The organism is Microbacterium sp. str. 'China', from assembly GCF_002993305.1.
Classification (GTDB): domain Bacteria; phylum Actinomycetota; class Actinomycetes; order Actinomycetales; family Microbacteriaceae; genus Microbacterium; species Microbacterium paraoxydans.
The window spans coordinates 1796126-1815926 of sequence record NZ_CP027434.1 but is presented as its reverse complement, the minus strand read 5'-3'; the positions used below and the strand labels follow the sequence as shown (position 1 = coordinate 1815926).

The following is a 19801-nucleotide window of genomic DNA, read 5'->3' as shown; positions in this document are numbered from 1 at the left end:
TCAGGAGGTCCACCCATGGCCGGACGCAACAACGGCATCATCGATCCCCCCATCGACAACCTGCTGGAGCGCGTCGACTCCAAGTACGAGCTCGTGATCTACGCGGCCAAGCGCGCCCGTCAGATCAACGACTACTACTCCGACCTGCACGAGGGGAACCTCTTCGACAACGTGGGCCCGCTCGTCGACTCGTCGGTCGAGGACAAGCCGCTCACCATCGCCCTGCACGAGATCAACGAGGACAAGCTCCGCCTGCGTCACGCGGAGTAACTCGACGACCGCGCCGCCGCAACGTCGGTGGCGCGGTCCAGAATGGGTGCCACACCCTCCCACCGTCCGTCCCCGTTCTGGAGCATCGATGAGCGCGCTGCGTCTGTTCACGTCCGAGTCCGTCACCGAAGGGCATCCGGACAAGATCTGCGACCAGATCTCGGACAGCATCCTCGACGGACTGCTCGCGAAGGACCCGGCCTCCCGGGTCGCGGTCGAGACGCTCGTCACGACCGGGCTCGTGCATGTGGCCGGCGAGATCCGCACCGACGCCTACGTCGACATCCCGACGATCGTCCGCCAGGTCGTGAACGGCATCGGCTACACGTCGTCCGACACCGGCTTCGACGGCGACTCGTGCGGCGTCAGCGTCTCGGTGGGGGAGCAGTCCACGGACATCGCCCACGGGGTCGACAACGCCCAGGAGCACCGCGACGGCTCGTCGGTCGATCCGCTCGACGGCCTCGGCGCCGGAGACCAGGGCATCATGTTCGGGTTCGCCACCAACGAGACCCCGCAGCTCATGCCGATGGCCGCATGGACCGCGCACCGCATCGCCGAGCGGCTGACCGAGGTGCGCCGCAGCGGGCTGCTGCCCTTCCTGCGCCCGGACGGGAAGACGCAGGTCACCCTCGGCTACGACGGCTTCACCCCGAAGACCGTCGACGCCGTCGTGCTCTCCACGCAGCACAACCCGGACATCGCCCAGGACGACCTCAAGGCGCAGATCCGCGAGCACGTCATCGATCCGGTCCTCGCCACGACCGGCCTCGACCTCGACGACGTCACCTACTACATCAACCCCGCGGGCCCCTTCGTCACGGGCGGCCCCAAGGGAGACGCCGGGCTCACCGGTCGCAAGATCATCATCGACACCTACGGCGGCGCCGCACGGCACGGTGGTGGTGCCTTCAGCGGCAAGGACCCGTCGAAGGTCGACCGCTCCGGCGCCTACGCGACGCGCTGGGTCGCCAAGAACGCGGTCGCCGCGGGACTCGCCGACCGCCTCGAGGTGCAGGTCGCCTACGCGATCGGCGTCGCCCGACCCGTCGGCCTGTACGTGGAGACCTTCGGCACCGGACGGGTGTCCGACGAGGTCATCACCCGCGCCATCGACGAGGTGTTCGACCTCCGACCGCAGGCCATCATCGAGCAGCTCGACCTGCTGCGGCCGATCTATGCGCAGACGGCCGCGTACGGGCATTTCGGCCGGGAGCTGCCGGACTTCACGTGGGAGCGGACGGACCGGGCCGAGGAGCTGCGGCGCGCTGCCGGGCTCTGACGGGTCCGCGGTGCTGATCTCTCCGGAGAGCAGGCGCATCGCGCGGGTGCTTCTGGAATCGCCGCTGCCGCAGCTCGACCGCCTGTTCGACTACGCCCTTCCGCCCGAACTCGGCGATGTCGAGCCCGGGGTCCGGGTGCGCGTGCCCCTGCGGACCGCCGGGCGCGTGGTCGACGGGTTCGTGGTGGAGCTGGACGTGGAGGACGACGCCGATCGTCCGCTCTCCGAGGTCGAGAGCATCGTGTCGGCCGTCCCCGTGCTGCCGGATCGTCTGTACCGACTGGCGCGGCGCGTCGCCGATCGCGCGGCAGGGTCGGCATCGGACGTGCTGCGGCTGGTGATCCCGAAGCGGCAGGTGCGGGTCGAGAAGGCCTGGACCGCCGACGCTCCGACGCCGCTCCTCGAACCCGAGGCCCGCGACGCGGCCGCGTCCGTGGTCGGACTGTACGACGGACTGCAGGCGGTGCTCGACGAGAACGGACGCGCGGCCGTCGAGGCCATCCCGCAGCTCAGCGACGACACACCGGGCTGGGCGCGGATGCTCGCTGCCTCCGCCGCGATGACGCTCGCGGCGGGGAAGTCGACCATCCTCGTCGTGCCCGACCACCGTGACCTCGATCGGCTGCTCGCCGCCCTCGACACGTTCGTCCCGGCGGAGGCGATCGCGCGGTACGACTCCCGACAGTCGAACCCGGATCGCTACCGCTCCTTCCTGCGCACGCTCGAGGACGCGCCCTGCATCGTCGTCGGGAACAGGTCCGCCGTGTACGCCCCTGTCGTCGCCGGTCTGGTGGCGCTGTGGGACGACGGCGACAGCCTTCTGGGTGAGCCGCTCGCACCCTACGTCCACGCCCGGGATGCGGCGCTGCTGCGGCAGGAGGGGGAGGGCTCGGCCCTACTCTTCGCCGGTCACACGCGGACGACCGAGATCGAGCGGCTCGTCGTGCACGGCTGGCTGCGGGATGTCCGCGCGACCCGTCGCGTGCTCCCGCGTGTGGTGCTGAGCACACCGCAGGAGATGGAGCAGCCGACGCCCCAGCGCATGCCGTCGTCGGCCTTCCTCGCCGCCCGGAATGCGGCCGCGCAAGGGCCGGTGCTCGTCCAGGTCTCGCGGCCCGGCTTCGCGCCGTCCCTCGTCTGCGCCGACTGCCGGGCTCCCGCCCGATGCCCTCACTGCGGCGGTCCTCTCGGCGCCCGCCATCGTGGCGCGGTCCCGGTGTGCGGGTGGTGCGGGCGTGGTGCCAGGGCGTGGACCTGCCCGGCGTGCTCCTCGACCCGTCTCCGGCTCGCCTCATCCGGCAGCGAGCGGACCGCCGACGAGCTCGGCCGCGCCTTCCCCGGCGTCCGCGTCATCGTCGCCGACGGCAGCCATCCGGTGGAGCGCGTCGACGCGCGCCCGGCCCTCGTGGTCGCGACGCGCGGCGCCGAGCCCCTCGCGGAGGGCGGCTACCGGGCCGTCGTCCTACTGGACGGCCCGCGGATGCTGCAGGCGCCGGATCTGCGCATCGGCGAAGCGTGTCTGCGGTGGTGGTCGAACGCCGCCGCCCTCGCCGCGCCGGGCGCCCCCGTCCACCTCGTCGGGGTCGACGGCGCCGTCGCCAGAGCCCTCGCCACGTGGAACCATCCCGCCTACGCGCGCACCGAGCTGGAGCAGCGCGCGCCGCTGCACATGCCGCCGACCGCCCGAGTCGCGCTCGTGGAAGGCTCGTCCGCCGCCGTGGCGCGCGCTCTGGAAGCCCTGTCCGAACTCTCCCTGCCCTCCGACGCGGTGCTCGGTCCCGTCCCCGTCGAATCGGATGACGTCCCGCCCCGGGTCCGGGCGCTCGTGCGCTTCGACTACGGCGCGGGGAGCCGCGTCGCGACCACCCTCCGTGCTGCCGTCGTGGCGGAGGCGGTGAGCGGACGCCGAGGCCGGACCAAGGCCGCCCGCAGCACGCTCGCGGTCCGCCTCGATATCCTCGATCCAGAACTCTGACCCTTCCGGAGAACCTTCATGCGCCTCGTCTTCGCCGGCACTCCCGCCGCCGCGGTCCCCACTCTGCGACGCCTCGCCGCCGAGCACGACATCGTCGCCGTGGTGACGCGCCCCGACGCCCCCCTCGGGCGCAAGCGTGTGCTGACCCCGTCGCCGGTCGCTCAGGCTGCGGTTGAACTCGGCCTGCCGGTCATCCACGCTGCCCGGTTGGACGAGGCGGTGACCACCGAGATCTCGGCCCTCCGCCCGGAGCTCGGCGTGATCGTCGCGTACGGCGGACTCGTGCGCGAGCCGCTCCTGTCGGCGCCGGATGCCGGGTGGATCAACCTGCACTTCTCGCTCCTGCCGGCCTGGCGCGGCGCCGCGCCGGTGCAGCGGGCTCTGATCGCGGGAGATGCCGTCCTCGGCGCGAGCGTCTTCCAGCTCGTCGCCGAGCTCGACGCCGGCGACGTGTTCGCGATGCGCGCCGTCGAGTTCCCGGCGACCGCCACGGCGGGGGAGGTGCTGGAAGCTCTGGCTCTCGACGGTGCCGCTCTCACCGCCGATGTGGTCGCAGCGATCGCGGACGGCAGTGCCCGCGCCGTCCCGCAGGAGGGCGAGCCGACGTTCGCCGGCAAGCTGACGCTCGAGGACGGTCTCCTCGACTTCCGCGAGCCGTTCGACGCCGTGTACGCCCGGTTCCGCGGAGTCACGCCGGAGCCGGGAGCGCACACGACGATCGACGGTCAGCGGCTGAAGATCCTCGAGGCGCGACCCGCCGGTGCCGAGGCGGAGGACCTGCGACCGGGTGCCATGGCGGGCACGCGAGCAGAGGTCCTGATCGGGACGGCCACCTCGCCGCTGGCCGTCACGCGGCTGCAGCCCGCGGGCAAGGGCCCCATGAACGCCGCCGACTGGTGGCGGGGACTGCAGGGCACGACCCCGGTGGCCGGCTCGTGAACGCGAACGACGGACGGCGCCCCGGCTCGGGTCGGCAGCACGCAGGCCGGGAGCGGAACGGCCGCGGCCCGAACCGGTCGGTCCAGCCGGCGCGCCGCGTGGCCTACGACGTGATCCGGGCGGTGTCGGATTCCGATGCCTACGCCAACCTGCTCCTCCCGACGGCGATCGCCGAGGCAGGGCTGGATCCGCAGGACGCGGCTCTCGCAACCGAGCTGACCTATGGCACGCTCCGTCGCCGGGGCACCTACGACGCGATCATCGCCGCCGCCGCCGACCGCCCGGCCGACGCGATCGACCCCGCGGTGCTCGACGCCCTCCGGCTCGCGGTGCACCAGCTTCTCGCGACGCGGGTGGCCTCGCACGCGGCCGTGAACGAGTCCGTGAACCTCGTGGCCCTTACGGCGGGGCGTGGCGCATCGAGCTTCGCCAATGCGGTGCTCCGGCGGATCGCCCGTGAGTCGCCGGGCGAGTGGCTGGCGCGCATCGAGGCGGCGGCGCGATCGGACGACGAACGCCTGGCCCTCCGAGCCGCGCATCCCGTGTGGATCATCCGGGCGCTGCGGCGCGCCCTCGCCGCCGAGGGGCGCGTCGAGGAGCTGGAGGCCCTGCTGGAGGCCGACAACGTCTCGCCCGAGGTCACCCTGGTCGCCCTCCCCGGGCTCGCGGAGCCGCAGGAGCCCCGCCGGCCCTACGCCGCCACGGCGTTCGCGTCTCCGGGAGGCGATCCGCGTCTCGCGCTGGCCGCCTCCGACGGTGCGGTCCGGGTGCAGGACGAGGGATCTCAGCTCGTCGCGCTCGCACTGACCGCGGCGACGCCGTTGCGCACGGGGGAGCGGTGGCTCGACCTGTGCGCGGGTCCCGGCGGGAAGACGGCCCTGCTCGCTGCCGTCGCTCGGCAGAACGACGCGGTCCTGGAAGCCAACGAGGTGGTGCCGACCCGCGCCCGGCTCGTGCGCAACGCCCTGCGTGCCGTCCCGGGCGAGGTCACCGTGCACGAGCGCGACGGCCGGGAGCTGGCGGCTGAGCGGCCGGAGGCGTTCAACCGGATCCTCGTGGACGCGCCCTGCACCGGTCTCGGCGCCCTCCGGCGGCGTCCGGAGGCCCGATGGCGGAAGTCCCCGGCGGACGTCGCCGAGCTCGTGCCGCTGCAGGTGGGCCTGCTCACGGCGGCTGTGGACGCTCTCGCACCCGGAGGCGTCGTCGCATACGTCACCTGTTCGCCCCATCTCGCGGAGACCACGGCTGTGGTCGAGGAGGTGCGGCGCCTCCGGCCGGAGCTCGTCGAGCTCGATGCCCGCGCGGTGCTGCACGGCGTGGCGCAGTCGCCGATCGATCTCGCCGATGACGGGCGGGCGCAGACGGGCAGCGCTCAGCTCTGGCCGCATCGGCACGGCACCGACGCGATGTTCCTCGCGCTCCTGCAGCGCCCGCTGGAGGCGACAGACGCCCCGAAGGAAGGTTGAGACCATGGATCTGCCCCGCGCCCCGCGCATCAACCCCAGCATCCTCGCCGCCGACTTCGTCAACATGCAGGCGGAGCTCGCTCGCATCGCGACGGCCGACTTCGCCCACGTCGACGTCATGGACAACCACTTCGTGCCGAACCTCACGTTCGGCCCGCAGATGGTCCAGCGCATCCAGGAGACGAGCCCGGTCCCGCTGGATGTGCACCTCATGATCACGGATCCGGATCGCTGGGCTCCGGGCTACGCCGAGCTCGGCGCCGCGAGCGTGACCTTCCACCTGGAGGCGGCGGGGGAGCCGGTGGCCCTCGCGCGTCGCCTGCGCGACATCGGCGCCCGTGCGGGGGTCGCTGTCAAGCCGGCGACGCCCGTCGAGGGACTCTTCGAGCTCCTGGACGAGTTCGATCAGATCCTCGTGATGACCGTCGAGCCGGGCTTCGGCGGACAGGGCTTCCTGCCCGAGACCATGCCGAAGCTGCAGGCGCTGTCCGCGGAGGCGCGGCGCCGCGGCTCGTCCGTCTGGCTCCAGGTCGACGGCGGCATCTCCGACGCGACGATCGCCCAGGCGGCCGAAGCGGGAGCCGACACCTTCGTCGCCGGATCCGCGGTCTACGGTGCGGACGACGTGGAGGCGGCCGTCACCCGGCTCAGGGACCTCGCGCGAGCCGGTAGCCTGGAGGGGTGAAGACTTTCGACGAGCTGTTCGCCGAGCTCAGCGTCAAGGCCGAGACCCGACCCGAGGGATCGGGCACCGTGGCGGAGCTCGACGGCGGCGTGCATGCGATCGGCAAGAAGATCGTCGAAGAGGCCGCCGAGGTCTGGATGGCGGCGGAGTACGAGTCGGATGCCGCTGCCGCCGAGGAGATCTCCCAGCTCCTCTACCACCTGCAGGTGATGATGCTCGCGAAGGGCCTCACCCTGCAGGACGTCTACCGACATCTGTGATGCGCTCCGGTCCCACTCCTTCGAACTGAAAGCCGTTCATGCTGCGCATCGCCGTTCCCAACAAGGGCTCGCTGTCCGACACCGCCGCCGAGATGCTCGCGGAGGCGGGCTACGCCGGCCGCCGCGACCCCAAGACCCTCCATGTCATCGACGCCGAGAACGACGTCGAGTTCTTCTTCCTCCGCCCGCGCGACATCGCCACCTACGTGGCCTCCGGCGCCCTCGACGTCGGGATCACCGGTCGTGATCTCCTCCTCGACGTGCAGCAGCCGGCGCGCGAGATCGAGCAGCTCGGCTTCGGGGCGTCCACGTTCCGCTTCGCCGGTCCTCCGGGACGCTTCACCTCCGTCCAGGATCTCGACGGCGTCCGCGTGGCCTCGGCCTACCCTGGTCTGGTCGGCTCCTTCCTCCGCGACCAGGGTGTGAACGCGGAGCTCGTGCAGCTCGACGGGGCCGTCGAGTCCGCGGTGCGCCTCGGTGTCGCCGACGCGGTCGCCGACGTCGTGTCCACCGGGACCACCCTTCGGCAGGCCGGGCTGGAGATCTTCGGCCCCGTGATCCTGGAGTCCGAGGCGGTGCTGATCAGCCGTCCCGGTGAGGCCGACGGCGTGGATACGCTGCTGCGCCGGCTCCGCGGTGTGATGGTGGCGCGTCGCTACGTGCTCCTCGACTACGACCTTCCCACCGAGCTCGTCGATCAGGCGGTGGCCATCGCCCCGGGTCGCGAGTCCGCGACCATCTCGCCGCTCCGCGACCCGGCCTGGGTGGCCGTGCGCGTCATGATCCCGCGTCGCCGGGTCAACCAGGTGATGGACGACCTGTACGCCCTCGGCGCCCGGGCCATCCTCGTCACGGCGATCCACGCAGCGAGGCTCTGATGACCCTCGCGAGTCGCGTCATCCCGTGCCTGGACGTCGCGGACGGCCGCGTCGTCAAGGGCGTCAACTTCGAGAACCTCCGGGACATGGGCGATCCGGTCGAGCTCGCCCGCCACTACGCCGCCCAGGGCGCCGACGAGATCACGTTCCTGGACGTCACCGCGACGGTGGATGCGCGGGCCACGACCTACGACGTCGTGCAGCGCACCGCGGAGCAGGTCTTCGTGCCACTGACGGTGGGCGGCGGGGTGCGCAGCGTCGACGACGTCGCGCGGCTCCTCGCGGTCGGTGCGGACAAGGTCGGCGTGAACTCGGCGGCGATCGCCCGTCCCGAGCTCATCGGCGAGATCGCGGATCGCTTCGGTGCCCAGGTGCTCGTGCTCTCGCTCGACGTCAAGCGTGCCGACACCACGCGATCCGGCTTCGTCGTCACGACGCACGGCGGCCGCACGCAGACCACGCTGGATGCGCTCGACTGGGCGCGCGAGGCCTCCGAGCGCGGCGCGGGGGAGCTGCTCGTGAACTCGATCGACGCCGACGGCACCCGCGACGGCTTCGATCTCGAGCTCGTCCGCCTCATGCGCGAGGTGGCGCCGATCCCCGTGATCGCCTCCGGCGGTGCCGGACGCGCGACGGACTTCGCTCCGGCCATCAAGGCGGGGGCCGACGCCGTGCTCGCGGCGAGCGTGTTCCACACCGGGGCCCTGACCGTCGGCGATGTGAAGGAAGCGCTGCGCGCGGAAGGAGTGCTCGTCCGATGACCGACACGCCGAAGCAGGACCAGGTCTCCATCGACGACCGCATCGCGCAGGTCGCCTTCAACGACGATGGGCTCGCCCCGATCATCGTGCAGCAGTGGGATTCGCGTGAGGTGCTCATGCTCGCGTGGGTGGACGCCGAGGCGCTGCGCCGCACGCTCACCTCGGGACGCGCGACGTACTGGTCCCGCTCCCGCCAGGAGTACTGGCGCAAGGGAGACACGTCCGGGCACATCCAGGTCGTGCGGGAGGCCCGCCTCGACTGCGACGGAGATGCGCTCCTGCTCCTCGTCGACCAGACCGGACCCGCGTGCCACACCGGGACGCGGACGTGCTTCGATACCACCGACCTCGACGCCGTCGACGGGGTGAGCGCCTCGTGAGCATCGCGCAGCGCGGACGCTCCCTCTCCGTGACGGGGTTCCTGCTGGCCGGCGCCATCGGGATCATCTCCTCCACGCAGACCTGGTTCACGGTGCAGCGGGCGGACGCGGGGGAGGACATCCTCGTCCCCGGTGCCTCCGCCCTCGTGCTCCTCGCCCCGCTGAGCCTTGCGGTCCTGGCGCTCGGTGCCGCCCTCGCGATCGCCGGCCGGGTCGTGCGCGTCGTCTTCGGGGTCCTGGCAGCCGCGGCAGCGCTGTTCCTGGGCTGGTCCACGCTGCAGCTCCTCCTCGGCGACGCTTACGGCGCTGTCGCTGCGACGGTCACCGACACGACGGGACTCGCCGGAAGCGGAGCAGTCCACGAGGTCGCGGCGAGCATCGTGCCGTCGGCCTGGCCGTTCCTCTCCCTCATCGGCTGGGTGATCCTGCTCGCCGCCGCCGTCCTCGTGCTGACCACCTGGCGGCGCTGGAAGGTCGGCGGCCGCCGCTACCGCACCGACGCGCCGACCGGTGCGCCGCACGACGGCCCCGTCGACGCGGTCGATTCCTGGGACGAGCTGTCCCGCGGGTCCGACCCGACACGCTGACCCCGATAGACTGAATCCAGATCCCACGTCGTCCCCCGGAGGAGAACATGACCAACCCGATCGCTGACCCCGGCCACGGACACTCGCCTGCGGCCTGGACCGCCGTCGTGATCATGCTCGTCGGCTTCGCCGCCGCGACCGTCGCGTTCTGCTTCGAGCAGCCGACCCTGGTGTGGATCGCCGCCGCACTGATCCCGATCGGGGCGATCGTCGGCTGGGTGCTCGCGAAGGCGGGCTACGGCGTGAAGGGTCCCAAGTACGCTCCGAAGGCGCACTAGTGGTCCTCGCCGACCTGACGGCCGGCGCTGTCGCAGACGCCGAGCGTCGCTCCCAGTCCCGTCCGCTCGTGGTCGTCGAGCGTGACGCCCTCGCGCGCCCCGCGGCGAAGGACGCGCTGTCCTTTCTCGCTCCCGCCGACCGGGTGAAGATCATCGCCGAGGTGAAGCGGGCGAGTCCGTCCCGCGGTGCCCTCGCGGAGATCCCGGATCCCGCGCACCAGGCCGCGCTCTACGAGACCGGCGGCGCCTCCGCGATCAGCGTCCTCACCGAGGAGCGCCGCTTCGGCGGCAGTCTCGCCGATCTGGAGGCGGTCACCGCCCGGGTCTCGCTGCCCGTGCTGCGCAAGGACTTCATCGCCACCCGGTACCAAGTGCTGGAGGCGCGTGCCGCCGGTGCCGATCTCGTCCTCCTGATCGTGGCGGGCCTGGAGCCGGGCGTCCTGCGTGACCTCTACGGGTTCATCCTCGAGCTCGGCATGACGCCGCTCGTGGAGACCCACTCGGCGGAGGAGCTGGAGGCCGCGATCGACCTCGGCGCCGCCCTGATCGGCGTGAACGCCCGCAACCTCAAGACCCTCGAGCTCGACCGCGATCTGTTCGGCCGGCTCGTGGACCGCATCCCCGACTCGGCGATCAAGATCGCGGAGTCCGCGGTGCTCACCCCCGCCGATGTCGCGCACTACCGTTCGGCCGGTGCCGACGTCGTGCTGATCGGCGAGGCCCTGGTGACCGGAGACCCGGTCGCCACTCTCGAGAGCTTCCTGGAGGCGAAGTGAGTCTGCGCGACCAGCACGGTCCGTTCTTCGGCGACTTCGGCGGACGGTACATGCCGGAGTCTCTCGTGGCCGCGATCGACGAGCTGACGGTCGCCTACGAGGAGGCCATCGCCGACCCGGAGTTCCGAGCCGAGCTGGCCCATCTGCTGTCCTCCTACGCCGGGCGCCCCTCCGCGCTCACCGAGGTGCCCCGGTTCGCCGAGCACGCAGGGGGCGCGCGGGTCTTCCTCAAGCGCGAGGACCTCAACCACACTGGTTCGCACAAGATCAACAACGTGCTGGGCCAGGCGCTGCTCACCAAGCGCCTCGGCAAGACCCGGGTCATCGCCGAGACCGGAGCGGGTCAGCACGGCGTCGCCACGGCGACCGCCGCCGCGCTGTTCGGCCTGGACTGCACCATCTACATGGGCGAGGTCGACACCGAGCGGCAGGCGCTGAACGTCGCCCGCATGCGTCTGCTGGGCGCCGAGGTCGTCGCGGTCACCTCGGGCTCGCGCACGTTGAAGGACGCGATCAACGACGCCTACCGCGACTGGGTGGCCTCGGTCGAGACCACCAACTACATCTTCGGCACCGCCGCGGGCCCGCACCCGTTCCCGGCGATGGTCCGCGACTTCCAGAAGATCATCGGGGAGGAGGCGCGCGCCCAGATCCTGGACGAGGTCGGCCGGCTCCCGGACGCGGTCGTCGCCTGTGTCGGCGGCGGGTCCAACGCGATCGGCATGTTCGACGCGTTCCTGGACGACGAGGGCGTGCGTCTGTACGGCGTGGAGGCGGCGGGCGACGGCGTCGACACCGACAAGCACGCTGCGTCCATCGAACGCGGCCGCCCCGGCGTGCTGCACGGCGCGAAGACGTACGTGCTGCAGGACGAAGACGGCCAGACCGTCGAATCGCACTCGATCTCCGCGGGTCTCGACTACCCGGGCGTGGGCCCCGAGCACTCCTGGCTGGCCGACATCGGTCGCGCCGAGTACATCCCGGCCACCGACGACGAGGCGATGCAGGCCCTGCGGCTGCTCAGCCGGACCGAGGGGATCATCCCCGCCATCGAGTCTGCCCATGCCCTCGCCGGCGCGCTGCGGATCGGCCGCGAGCTCGGCCCGGACGGCCTGATCGCCATCTGCCTCTCCGGCCGCGGGGACAAGGACATGGACACTGCCGCGCGCTACTTCGAGCTCTACGACGAGGACGCCCTCGCGCACGATGTGTCCGAGGAGAGCGCCGCCGAGGACGCGGCCTCGAAGGGAGAGCCGCAGCTGTGAGCCGCGTCGAACAGGCCATCCAGCGCGCACACGACACCGGCCGCAGCGCCTTCGTCGGCTACCTGCCCGTCGGCTTCCCCGACCTGGAGACCAGCATCCAGGCGGCGATCGCCCTCGCCGAGAACGGCGTGGACATCATCGAGCTCGGCCCGCCCTACAGCGATCCCGTCATGGACGGCGCCATCATCCAGGAGGCGACGACCAAGGCCCTCGCTGCAGGCTTCCGGATGAAGGACCTCTTCACGGCGATCCGTGCGATCACCGCTGCCACCGACGTCCCCGTCCTCGTGATGACCTACTGGAACCCGGTGCTGCAGTACGGGGTGGACCGCTATGCCGAGGACCTGCTCGCCGCGGGCGGCGCGGGTCTGATCACCCCGGACATCACGCCGGAGGCCGCCGGCGAGTGGATCGCGGCCAGCGAGCGGCTCGGTCTCGATCGGGTCTTCCTCGCGGCTCCGACCTCGTCCGACGAGCGCCTCGACCTCGTCGTGCGGTCCTCGACGGGCTTCGTCTACACCGTCTCGACCATGGGGATCACGGGGGAGCGGGCCGAGCTCGACCGCGCGGCGCGCACCCTCGTGTCGCGGCTCCGCGACCACGGCGCCCGCCGCGCCTGCGTGGGCATCGGCATCTCGACGCCGGAGCAGATCGCGGGCGTGTCCGAGTACGCCGACGGCGCCATCGTGGGGACCGCTCTCGTCCGCGCCCTCCGCGACGGCGGTGTGCCCGCTCTCGCCGAAGTCACCCGAACCCTGGCCGCCGGCACCGCGTCGGCGCGCTTCGTCTCAGAGAAGTAGGATCGCACTCATGTCCTCCGCGCTCCACAGCACCGCCGCCGGCGTGCTCGCCAGCATCCCGAGTCCGTCCGTGTCGTACATCGATCTCGGCCCGCTCCGGATCCACTTCTACGCGTTGTGCATCATCGCCGGCATCATCGTCGCCGTGCTGATGACGAACCACCGTCTCACCAAGCGCGGCGCAGAGCCGTGGGTGGTCATCGACATCTCCATCCTCGCGGTGCCGCTCGCGATCATCGGCGCGCGTATCTTCCACGTGCTCACCCACCCGAACTTCTACTTCGGCGAGGGCAAGAACACCTGGAACCCCTTCGAGCCCGGCTCCGTCTGGGCGATCTGGGAGGGTGGCATCGCCATCTTCGGGGCGCTCATCGGCGGTGCCGTCGGCGCCTACCTGGGCTGCCGGTGGACGGGTATCCGCTTCTGGACGTTCGCGGACGCGCTGGCTCCCGGCCTGCTCCTCGCGCAGGCGATGGGCCGGTTCGGCAACTGGTTCAACAAGGAGCTCTACGGCCTGCCGACCGACCTGCCGTGGGGACTGGAGATCCCGTCCGACAACTCGGCCTTCCCTCCCGGTCTCCCCGAGGGCACCCTGTTCCACCCCACCTTCCTGTATGAGGTCATCTGGAACGGCCTCGGCGTCCTCGTGCTGCTGTGGCTCGGACGCAAGCTGTTCTTCCAGTGGGGTCGCCTCTTCGCGATCTACCTCATCTGGTACAGCGCCGGACGCATCCTGTGGGAGTCGATCCGCATCGACCCGAGCGAGATCATCCTCGGTCTGCGCAGCAACGTCTGGGCCGCGATCATCGGCGTGGTGGTGGGACTGGTCATCCTCGTGGTGCAGACCCGTCGTCACCCCGGCCTCGAGCCGTCGCCGTACCGGCCGGGCCGCGGACGGAAGGACCTGGACGCTGATGTACAATCGCAGGACAATCCCTCTGATTTCGTGGACGTGAGCGAGCCTCCGGCCGAAGAAGTCGCCGCCGGAGCCACTGCCACAAGCGCTGCTCCCTCGAGCGGGGACGGCTCCCGATAACGCCGACTCGCGGCGGGAGAACCATTGCACTGAACGAGCGGGCCGACGACGTCCCCGGGTTTCACTGAAGATCTGAGGACGGTAACTGGTGTACTTCCAGCCCCCTTACGGCGCCTCCGGCGCATACCCCCCGAAGCAGGGCATGTACAACCCGGCGTTCGAGAAGGACGCCTGCGGCCTGGCCATGGTCGCAACGCTGCGCGGCGAAGCCGGGCACGACATCATCGCGCTGGCCCTCGAGGCCCTGCGCAACCTGGAGCACCGCGGGGCCATCGGGTCCGACGCGGGCACCGGGGACGGAGCCGGCATCCTCACCCAGATGCCGGACGCCTTCCTCCGCGCGGTCACCGGCTTCGAACTGCCGCCCGTGGGGGAGTACGCGGCCGGGCTGGCCTTCCTGCCTCGCGATTCGAGCGAGCGCCGCCAGCAGAAGGCCGGGATCGAGAAGATCGCCCGCGCGGAGGGGCTCCGCGTCCTCGGCTGGCGCGAGGTCCCCACAGCCAACGAGAACCTCGGCAAGCTCGCCGACGAGGCCCGTCCCGCCTTCGAGCAGCTCTTCGTGAGCGCAGGCGGCGCCACCCTCGCCGATGCGCCGCTGACCGGCATCGCGCTCGACCGCGTCGCCTACCGTCTGCGCAAGCGCGCGGGCCACGAGCTCGGCGCCTACTTCGTCTCCCTGTCCAGCCGCACGCTCGGCTACAAGGGCATGGTCACCACGCTCCAGCTCGAGCCGTTCTACCCGGATCTGCAGGACGAGCGCTTCGCCTCCGAGCTCGCCGTCGTGCATTCGCGGTACTCGACGAACACGTTCCCGTCGTGGCCGCTCGCGCAGCCGCTGCGGATGCTGGCCCACAACGGCGAGATCAACACCGTCGGCGGCAACCGTAACTGGATGCGCGCCCGCCAGTCGCAGCTCGAGTCCGAGCTCCTCGGCGACATCTCGCCCCTGCTGCCCATCTGCACGGACGGCGCCAGCGACTCCGCCTCATTCGACGAGGTGCTGGAGCTGCTCACCCTCACCGGCCGCAGCCTGCCGCACGCGATCATGATGATGGTGCCGGAGGCGTACGAGAAGCAGGCCGACATCTCGCCGGAGCTGCGCGCGTTCTACGAGTACCACTCCAACCAGATGGAGCCGTGGGACGGCCCGGCCGCCCTCATCTTCACCGACGGCACGCTCGTCGGTGCGACCCTGGACCGCAACGGCCTGCGCCCCGGACGCTGGACGGAGACCACCGACGGACTCGTCGTCATCGGCTCCGAGACCGGTGTCCTGCACTTCGAGCCGGAGCGCATCAAGCGCCGCGGCCGGCTGCAGCCCGGCAAGATGTTCCTCGTCGACACGGCCCAGCGCCGCATCGTCGAGGATGAGGAGATCAAGCACGACCTCGCGACGATGCACCCGTGGCAGGAGTGGCTCGACGCCGGTTCCGTCCGCCTGGCCGACCTCCCCGAGCGGGAGCACATCGTGCACCCGCCGGCCTCCATCACCCGGCGACAGCGCACCTTCGGCTACACCGAGGAGGAGGTCCGCATCCTCCTCACCCCGATGGGCCAGACGGGCGTGGAGCCTCTGGGCGCCATGGGATCGGACACCCCGATCGCCGTGCTCAGCAAGCGCCCGCGGCTGCTCTTCGACTACTTCACGCAGCAGTTCGCGCAGGTGACCAACCCGCCGCTCGACTCGATCCGCGAAGAGGTCGTCACGAGCCTCAAGCTCGGTCTGGGCCCTGAGGTCAACCTCCTCACCTGGGGTCCGGAGCACACGCGCACGGTGTCGCTCGACTTCCCGGTCATCGACAACGACGAGCTGGCGAAGATCCGGCACATCGACAAGGCCCTGCCCGGGCGGTCGAGCGCCACGATCCGCGGCCTCTACCACTTCGACGCAGGACCCCACACCCTCGCCGAGCGCCTCACCGAGATGTGCGCCGAGGTCGATCAGGCCATCGAGGACGGTGCGGAGTTCATCATCCTGTCCGACCGCGACTCGAACAAGGACCTCGTCCCGATCCCGTCGCTGCTCATGGTGTCGGCCATCCACCACCACCTCATCCGGCGCGAGAACCGGATGAAGGTCGGTCTGATCGTCGAGGCCGGCGACGTGCGCGAGGTGCACCATGTCGCGACGCTCATCGGCTACGGTGCCTCCGCGATCAACCCCTACCTGGCCATGGAGACGGTCGAGCACCTCGTGCGCACCGGCTACATCACGGGCATCTCCCCGGAGAAGGCCGTGAAGAACCTCATCTACGCGCTCGGCAAGGGCGTGCTGAAGATCATGTCGAAGATGGGCATCTCCACGGTGTCGTCCTATGCGGGCGCGCAGGTGTTCGAGGCGGTCGGCCTGAGCCAGGAGTTCATCGACGCCTATTTCACGCGTACCGAGTCGAAGCTGGGCGGCATCGGGATCGAGGAGATCTTCGCCGAGAACCAGGCCCGCCACGACTACGCGTACCCGGAGGACGCCGCAGCCCGTGCTCACGAGCGCCTGTGGACCGGAGGCGAGTACCAGTGGCGTCGCGAAGGCTCTCCGCACCTCTTCAACCCGGAGACGGTGTTCAAGCTCCAGCACTCCACGCGGACCCGCCGTTACGACATCTTCCGCGAGTACACGAAGCTCGTCGACGACCAGGCGGCGGAGCTGAAGACGCTGCGCGGCCTGTTCTCGCTGCGGACCGGCACGCGCAAGCCCGTGCCGCTGGACGAGGTCGAGCCCGTCTCGGCGATCGTCAAGCGCTTCTCCACGGGGGCGATGAGCTACGGCTCCATCTCCAAGGAGGCGCACGAGACGCTCGCGATCGCGATGAACCGGATCGGCGGCAAGTCGAACACGGGGGAAGGCGGGGAAGACCCCGACCGTCTTGTCGACCCCGAGCGGCGCAGCGCGATCAAGCAGGTCGCCTCCGGCCGGTTCGGCGTCACGAGCCTCTACCTCACCGAGGCCGACGACATCCAGATCAAGCTCGCCCAGGGCGCCAAGCCCGGTGAGGGCGGCCAGCTCCCGCCGACCAAGGTGTACCCCTGGGTCGCGCGCACCCGCCACGCCACCGCGGGGGTCGGCCTCATCTCGCCGCCGCCGCATCACGACATCTACTCGATCGAAGACCTCAAGCAGCTCATCTTCGACCTGAAGCGGGCGAACCCCGAGGCGCGCATCCACACGAAGCTCGTCAGCCAGTCCGGCATCGGCGCGGTCTCGGCCGGCGTCGCCAAGGCACTCAGCGACGTCATCCTCGTGTCCGGTCACGACGGCGGTACGGGCGCGAGCCCGCTGAACTCGCTGAAGCACGCGGGAACGCCGTGGGAGCTCGGCCTCGCGGAGACGCAGCAGACGCTCATGCTCAACGGCATGCGCGACCGCGTCGTCGTGCAGGTCGACGGGCAGCTCAAGACCGGACGGGACGTCATCATCGGCGCCCTGCTCGGTGCCGAGGAGTTCGGCTTCGCCACCGCGCCCCTCGTGGTCAGCGGCTGCATCATGATGCGCGTCTGCCACCTCGACACCTGCCCGGTAGGCGTCGCCACGCAGAACCCCGTCCTGCGCGACCGGTTCACCGGCAAGCCCGAGTTCGTCGTGAACTTCATGGAGTTCATCGCCGAGGAGGTGCGCGAGCTGCTCGCCGAGCTCGGCTACCGCTCGATCGACGAGATCGTCGGCCGCACCGAGCTGCTGGAGACCAACGCGGCGATCGCGCACTGGAAGGCCGAGGGGCTCGACCTCAGCCCGGTGCTGGAGGGACCGGCGTTCCCGGCTGGCGAGCCGCGTCGCAGCGGCCGCGCCCAGGACCACGAGCTCGACAAGCACTTCGACGTGCAGCTCATCGACATCGCGAAGGCGGCGCTGCTGAACGGAGAACCCGTCATGGCGGAGCTCCCGATCGCCAACACCGAGCGCGCGGTCGGTACGATGCTCGGCCATCAGGTGACCTCGCGCCACGGCGCCACCGGACTGCCGAAGGAGACGATCGACGTCACCCTCACCGGCACCGCGGGCCAATCGCTCGGCGCGTTCCTGCCGCCGGGCATCATCCTCCGGCTGGAGGGCGACGCGAACGACTACGTCGGCAAGGGCCTCTCCGGCGGCGACATCACGATCCGGCCGCCGCGCGGCTCCGCGATCGCCCCGCACGAGAACGTCATCGCGGGCAACGTGATCGGATACGGCGCCACATCCGGCACCATGTTCATCTCCGGTGTGGTGGGCGAGCGCTTCCTCGTCCGGAACTCCGGTGCGACCGCGGTGGTCGAGGGCGTGGGCGACCACGCGCTCGAGTACATGACCGGCGGCCTCGCGGTGATCCTGGGTTCGACCGGGCGCAACTTCGGTGCCGGAATGTCCGGGGGAGTGGCGTACGTGCACGCCCTGGACACCGGCAAGGTGAACGCGCAGTCGCTCGGCAGCGGCGAGCTCCGGCTGGAGCCGCTGGACCGCGCCGATCTCGAAGTGCTGCGCGGGCTGCTCGTGGAGCACGTGGAGCGCACGGCATCGCCGCGCGCCGCCGCCCTGCTGGAGGACTTCGACGCCAGCGCGGCGGAGTTCGTGAAGGTGCTCCCGCGTGACTTCGCCGCCGTGCGCAGCATGCGCGAGGAGGCACTGGCCGAGGGGATCGACCCCGACGGCGACATCGTCTGGAACCGCATCCTGGAGGTGACCGGTGGCTGACCCCAAAGGCTTTCTGAAGGTGACCGAGCGGGAACTTCCCGCTCGCCGTCCGGTGCCCGTGCGCATCATGGACTGGAAAGAGGTGTACGAGCCCGGCGACAAGGCCGTGCTCCGCCGCCAGGCCGGCCGGTGCATGGACTGCGGTGTGCCGTTCTGCCACTCCGGGTGCCCGCTGGCCAACCTCATCCCCGAGTGGAACGATCTCACCTGGCGCGGCGAGGGGCGCGCGGCGATCGAGCGTCTGCACGCGACCAACAACTTCCCGGAGTTCACGGGGCGCCTCTGCCCGGCGCCGTGCGAGAGCTCGTGCGTCCTCGGCATCAACCAGCCGGCCGTGACGATCAAGCAGATCGAGGTCTCGATCATCGACGAGGCCTTCGCCAAGGGCTGGGTCGAGCCGGAGCCGCCGGAGCGCCTCACGGGCAAGACCGTGGCCGTCGTGGGCTCGGGCCCCGCCGGTCTCGCGGCCGCCCAGCAGCTCACCCGCGCGGGGCACACCGTCGCCGTCTTCGAGCGCGACGACCGCATCGGCGGCCTGCTCCGCTACGGCATCCCGGACTTCAAGATGGAGAAGAGCCAGCTCGAGGCCCGCCTGCGCCAGATGCAGGAGGAGGGCACGCGGTTCCGCGCCGGCGTCGAGATCGGCAAGGACATCTCCTGGGCCGACCTGCGCGCCCGGTACGACGCGGTCGTGATCGCCACCGGCGCCACGGTCCCGCGCGACCTGCCGATCCCTGGTCGCGACCTCGACGGCGTGCACTTCGCGATGGAGTACCTCGTCGAGTCGAACCACGCGGTCGCCGGCGACACCGTCCCGGACCAGATCACCGCCGAGGGCAAGCACGTCATCGTCATCGGCGGCGGCGACACGGGCGCCGACTGCATCGGCACCGCGCACCGCCAGGGCGCGCTCAGCGTCACCAACCTCGCCATCGGCAAGCAGCCGAGCGAGACGCGCCCGGATCACCAGCCGTGGCCGATGATGCCGACGATCTTCGAGGTGGCCTCGGCGCACGAGGAGGGCGGGGAGCGGGTCTTCCTCGCCTCGACCGTGGAGTTCCTGTCGAACGAGGTCGGCGAGGTGCGCGCACTGCGCGTGGCCGAGACCGAGTACATCGACGGTCGCCGCGTGCCCAAGAGCGGCACGGAGCGGGAGATCCCGGCCGACCTGGTGCTCATCGCGATGGGCTTCACCGGACCGGAGCAGGACGGCTACACCGAGGACACCCGGCCGGAGGTGACCGAGCGCGGCGCCTTCCGTCGTGCCGCGAGCTACGAGTCGTCGATCCCCGGCGTGTTCGTCGCCGGCGACGCGGGACGCGGGCAGTCGCTCATCGTCTGGGCGATCGCGGAGGGCCGGGCGGCGGCGGCGAACGTCGACCGCTTCCTCATGGGCACCACCGTGCTGCCGGAGCCCGTGCGCCCGAGCGATGTCGCGATCGGCCTCCAGCCCGCGTAGGCTGAGGCCGGCAGTGTCGCCTGTTTGCAATCCCCCAC

Annotated in this window: 18 protein-coding genes; all 18 read left to right on the top strand. The window is 71.0% G+C overall.

From position 1 onward, the window contains the following. The first annotated feature begins 15 nt into the window (after positions 1-15). The 18 genes from rpoZ to C6C15_RS08640 all read left to right on the top strand — a co-directional run bounded on the left by rpoZ (position 16) and on the right by C6C15_RS08640 (position 19763). A complete protein-coding gene (gene rpoZ / locus C6C15_RS08725; protein ID WP_025103490.1) occupies positions 16-270 on the top strand; it encodes a DNA-directed RNA polymerase subunit omega in 255 nt (84 codons plus the stop codon). 88 nt (positions 271-358) lie between these two features. Further along, the gene (gene metK, locus C6C15_RS08720; RefSeq protein ID WP_105949851.1) at positions 359-1552 is read left to right on the top strand and encodes a methionine adenosyltransferase; all 1194 of its coding nucleotides are present in this window, start codon (positions 359-361) and stop codon (positions 1550-1552) included. Positions 1553-1568: 16 nt separating this feature from the next. Continuing rightward, positions 1569-3527, top strand: a complete 1959-nt coding sequence (locus tag C6C15_RS08715) for a hypothetical protein (protein ID WP_105950794.1) — start codon at positions 1569-1571, stop codon at positions 3525-3527. Positions 3528-3545: 18 nt separating this feature from the next. Next, positions 3546-4466, top strand: coding sequence for a methionyl-tRNA formyltransferase (fmt, locus tag C6C15_RS08710; RefSeq protein WP_105949850.1), 921 nt, complete (start codon positions 3546-3548; stop codon positions 4464-4466). 98 nt (positions 4467-4564) lie between these two features. Continuing rightward, positions 4565-5932, top strand: coding sequence for an RsmB/NOP family class I SAM-dependent RNA methyltransferase (locus C6C15_RS08705; RefSeq protein WP_105950793.1), 1368 nt, complete (start codon positions 4565-4567; stop codon positions 5930-5932). A 4-nt stretch (positions 5933-5936) separates the two neighbouring features. Then, positions 5937-6617 carry a ribulose-phosphate 3-epimerase gene (gene rpe, locus C6C15_RS08700; RefSeq protein ID WP_105949849.1) on the top strand — a complete coding sequence of 227 codons (681 nt, stop codon included), beginning with the start codon at positions 5937-5939 and terminating at the stop codon, positions 6615-6617. After that, the gene (locus C6C15_RS08695) at positions 6614-6877 is read left to right on the top strand and encodes a phosphoribosyl-ATP diphosphatase (protein WP_025103484.1); all 264 of its coding nucleotides are present in this window, start codon (positions 6614-6616) and stop codon (positions 6875-6877) included. Before rpe ends, C6C15_RS08695 begins: the two co-directional genes overlap by 4 nt. A 38-nt stretch (positions 6878-6915) precedes the next feature. Beyond that, positions 6916-7755, top strand: a complete 840-nt coding sequence (gene hisG, locus C6C15_RS08690) for an ATP phosphoribosyltransferase (protein WP_060923196.1) — start codon at positions 6916-6918, stop codon at positions 7753-7755. Further along, entirely contained in the window at positions 7755-8516 is a 762-nt protein-coding gene (gene hisF, locus C6C15_RS08685) for an imidazole glycerol phosphate synthase subunit HisF (RefSeq protein ID WP_060923195.1), read from the top strand. Before hisG ends, hisF begins: the two co-directional genes overlap by 1 nt. Further along, positions 8513-8896 carry a phosphoribosyl-AMP cyclohydrolase gene (hisI, locus tag C6C15_RS08680; protein ID WP_060923194.1) on the top strand — a complete coding sequence of 128 codons (384 nt, stop codon included), beginning with the start codon at positions 8513-8515 and terminating at the stop codon, positions 8894-8896. The genes hisF and hisI overlap by 4 nt, the downstream gene beginning before the upstream one ends. Further along, a complete protein-coding gene (locus tag C6C15_RS08675; RefSeq protein ID WP_060923193.1) occupies positions 8893-9483 on the top strand; it encodes a Trp biosynthesis-associated membrane protein in 591 nt (196 codons plus the stop codon). The genes hisI and C6C15_RS08675 overlap by 4 nt, the downstream gene beginning before the upstream one ends. 47 nt (positions 9484-9530) lie before the next feature. Beyond that, a complete protein-coding gene (locus C6C15_RS08670) occupies positions 9531-9761 on the top strand; it encodes an HGxxPAAW family protein (RefSeq protein ID WP_025103479.1) in 231 nt (76 codons plus the stop codon). After that, a complete protein-coding gene (gene trpC, locus C6C15_RS08665) occupies positions 9761-10537 on the top strand; it encodes an indole-3-glycerol phosphate synthase TrpC (protein ID WP_105949848.1) in 777 nt (258 codons plus the stop codon). The genes C6C15_RS08670 and trpC overlap by 1 nt, the downstream gene beginning before the upstream one ends. Next, positions 10534-11802 carry a tryptophan synthase subunit beta gene (gene trpB, locus C6C15_RS08660; RefSeq protein ID WP_062634529.1) on the top strand — a complete coding sequence of 423 codons (1269 nt, stop codon included), beginning with the start codon at positions 10534-10536 and terminating at the stop codon, positions 11800-11802. Before trpC ends, trpB begins: the two co-directional genes overlap by 4 nt. Continuing rightward, complete coding sequence (gene trpA, locus C6C15_RS08655) at positions 11799-12602, top strand: tryptophan synthase subunit alpha (protein ID WP_105949847.1); 804 nt, start codon at positions 11799-11801, stop codon at positions 12600-12602. The genes trpB and trpA overlap by 4 nt, the downstream gene beginning before the upstream one ends. A gap of 10 nt (positions 12603-12612) precedes the next feature. After that, positions 12613-13638 (top strand): prolipoprotein diacylglyceryl transferase, encoded by a 1026-nt coding sequence (gene lgt / locus C6C15_RS08650; protein WP_060921662.1) that lies wholly within the window; start codon positions 12613-12615, stop codon positions 13636-13638. A gap of 142 nt (positions 13639-13780) precedes the next feature. Then, complete coding sequence (gltB, locus tag C6C15_RS08645) at positions 13781-18304, top strand: glutamate synthase large subunit (RefSeq protein WP_105949846.1); 4524 nt, start codon at positions 13781-13783, stop codon at positions 18302-18304. Further along, positions 18297-19763: a glutamate synthase subunit beta gene (locus C6C15_RS08640; RefSeq protein ID WP_105949845.1), complete on the top strand. Its 1467-nt coding sequence runs from the start codon at positions 18297-18299 to the stop codon at positions 19761-19763. Before gltB ends, C6C15_RS08640 begins: the two co-directional genes overlap by 8 nt. The last annotated feature ends 38 nt before the right edge of the window (positions 19764-19801 follow it).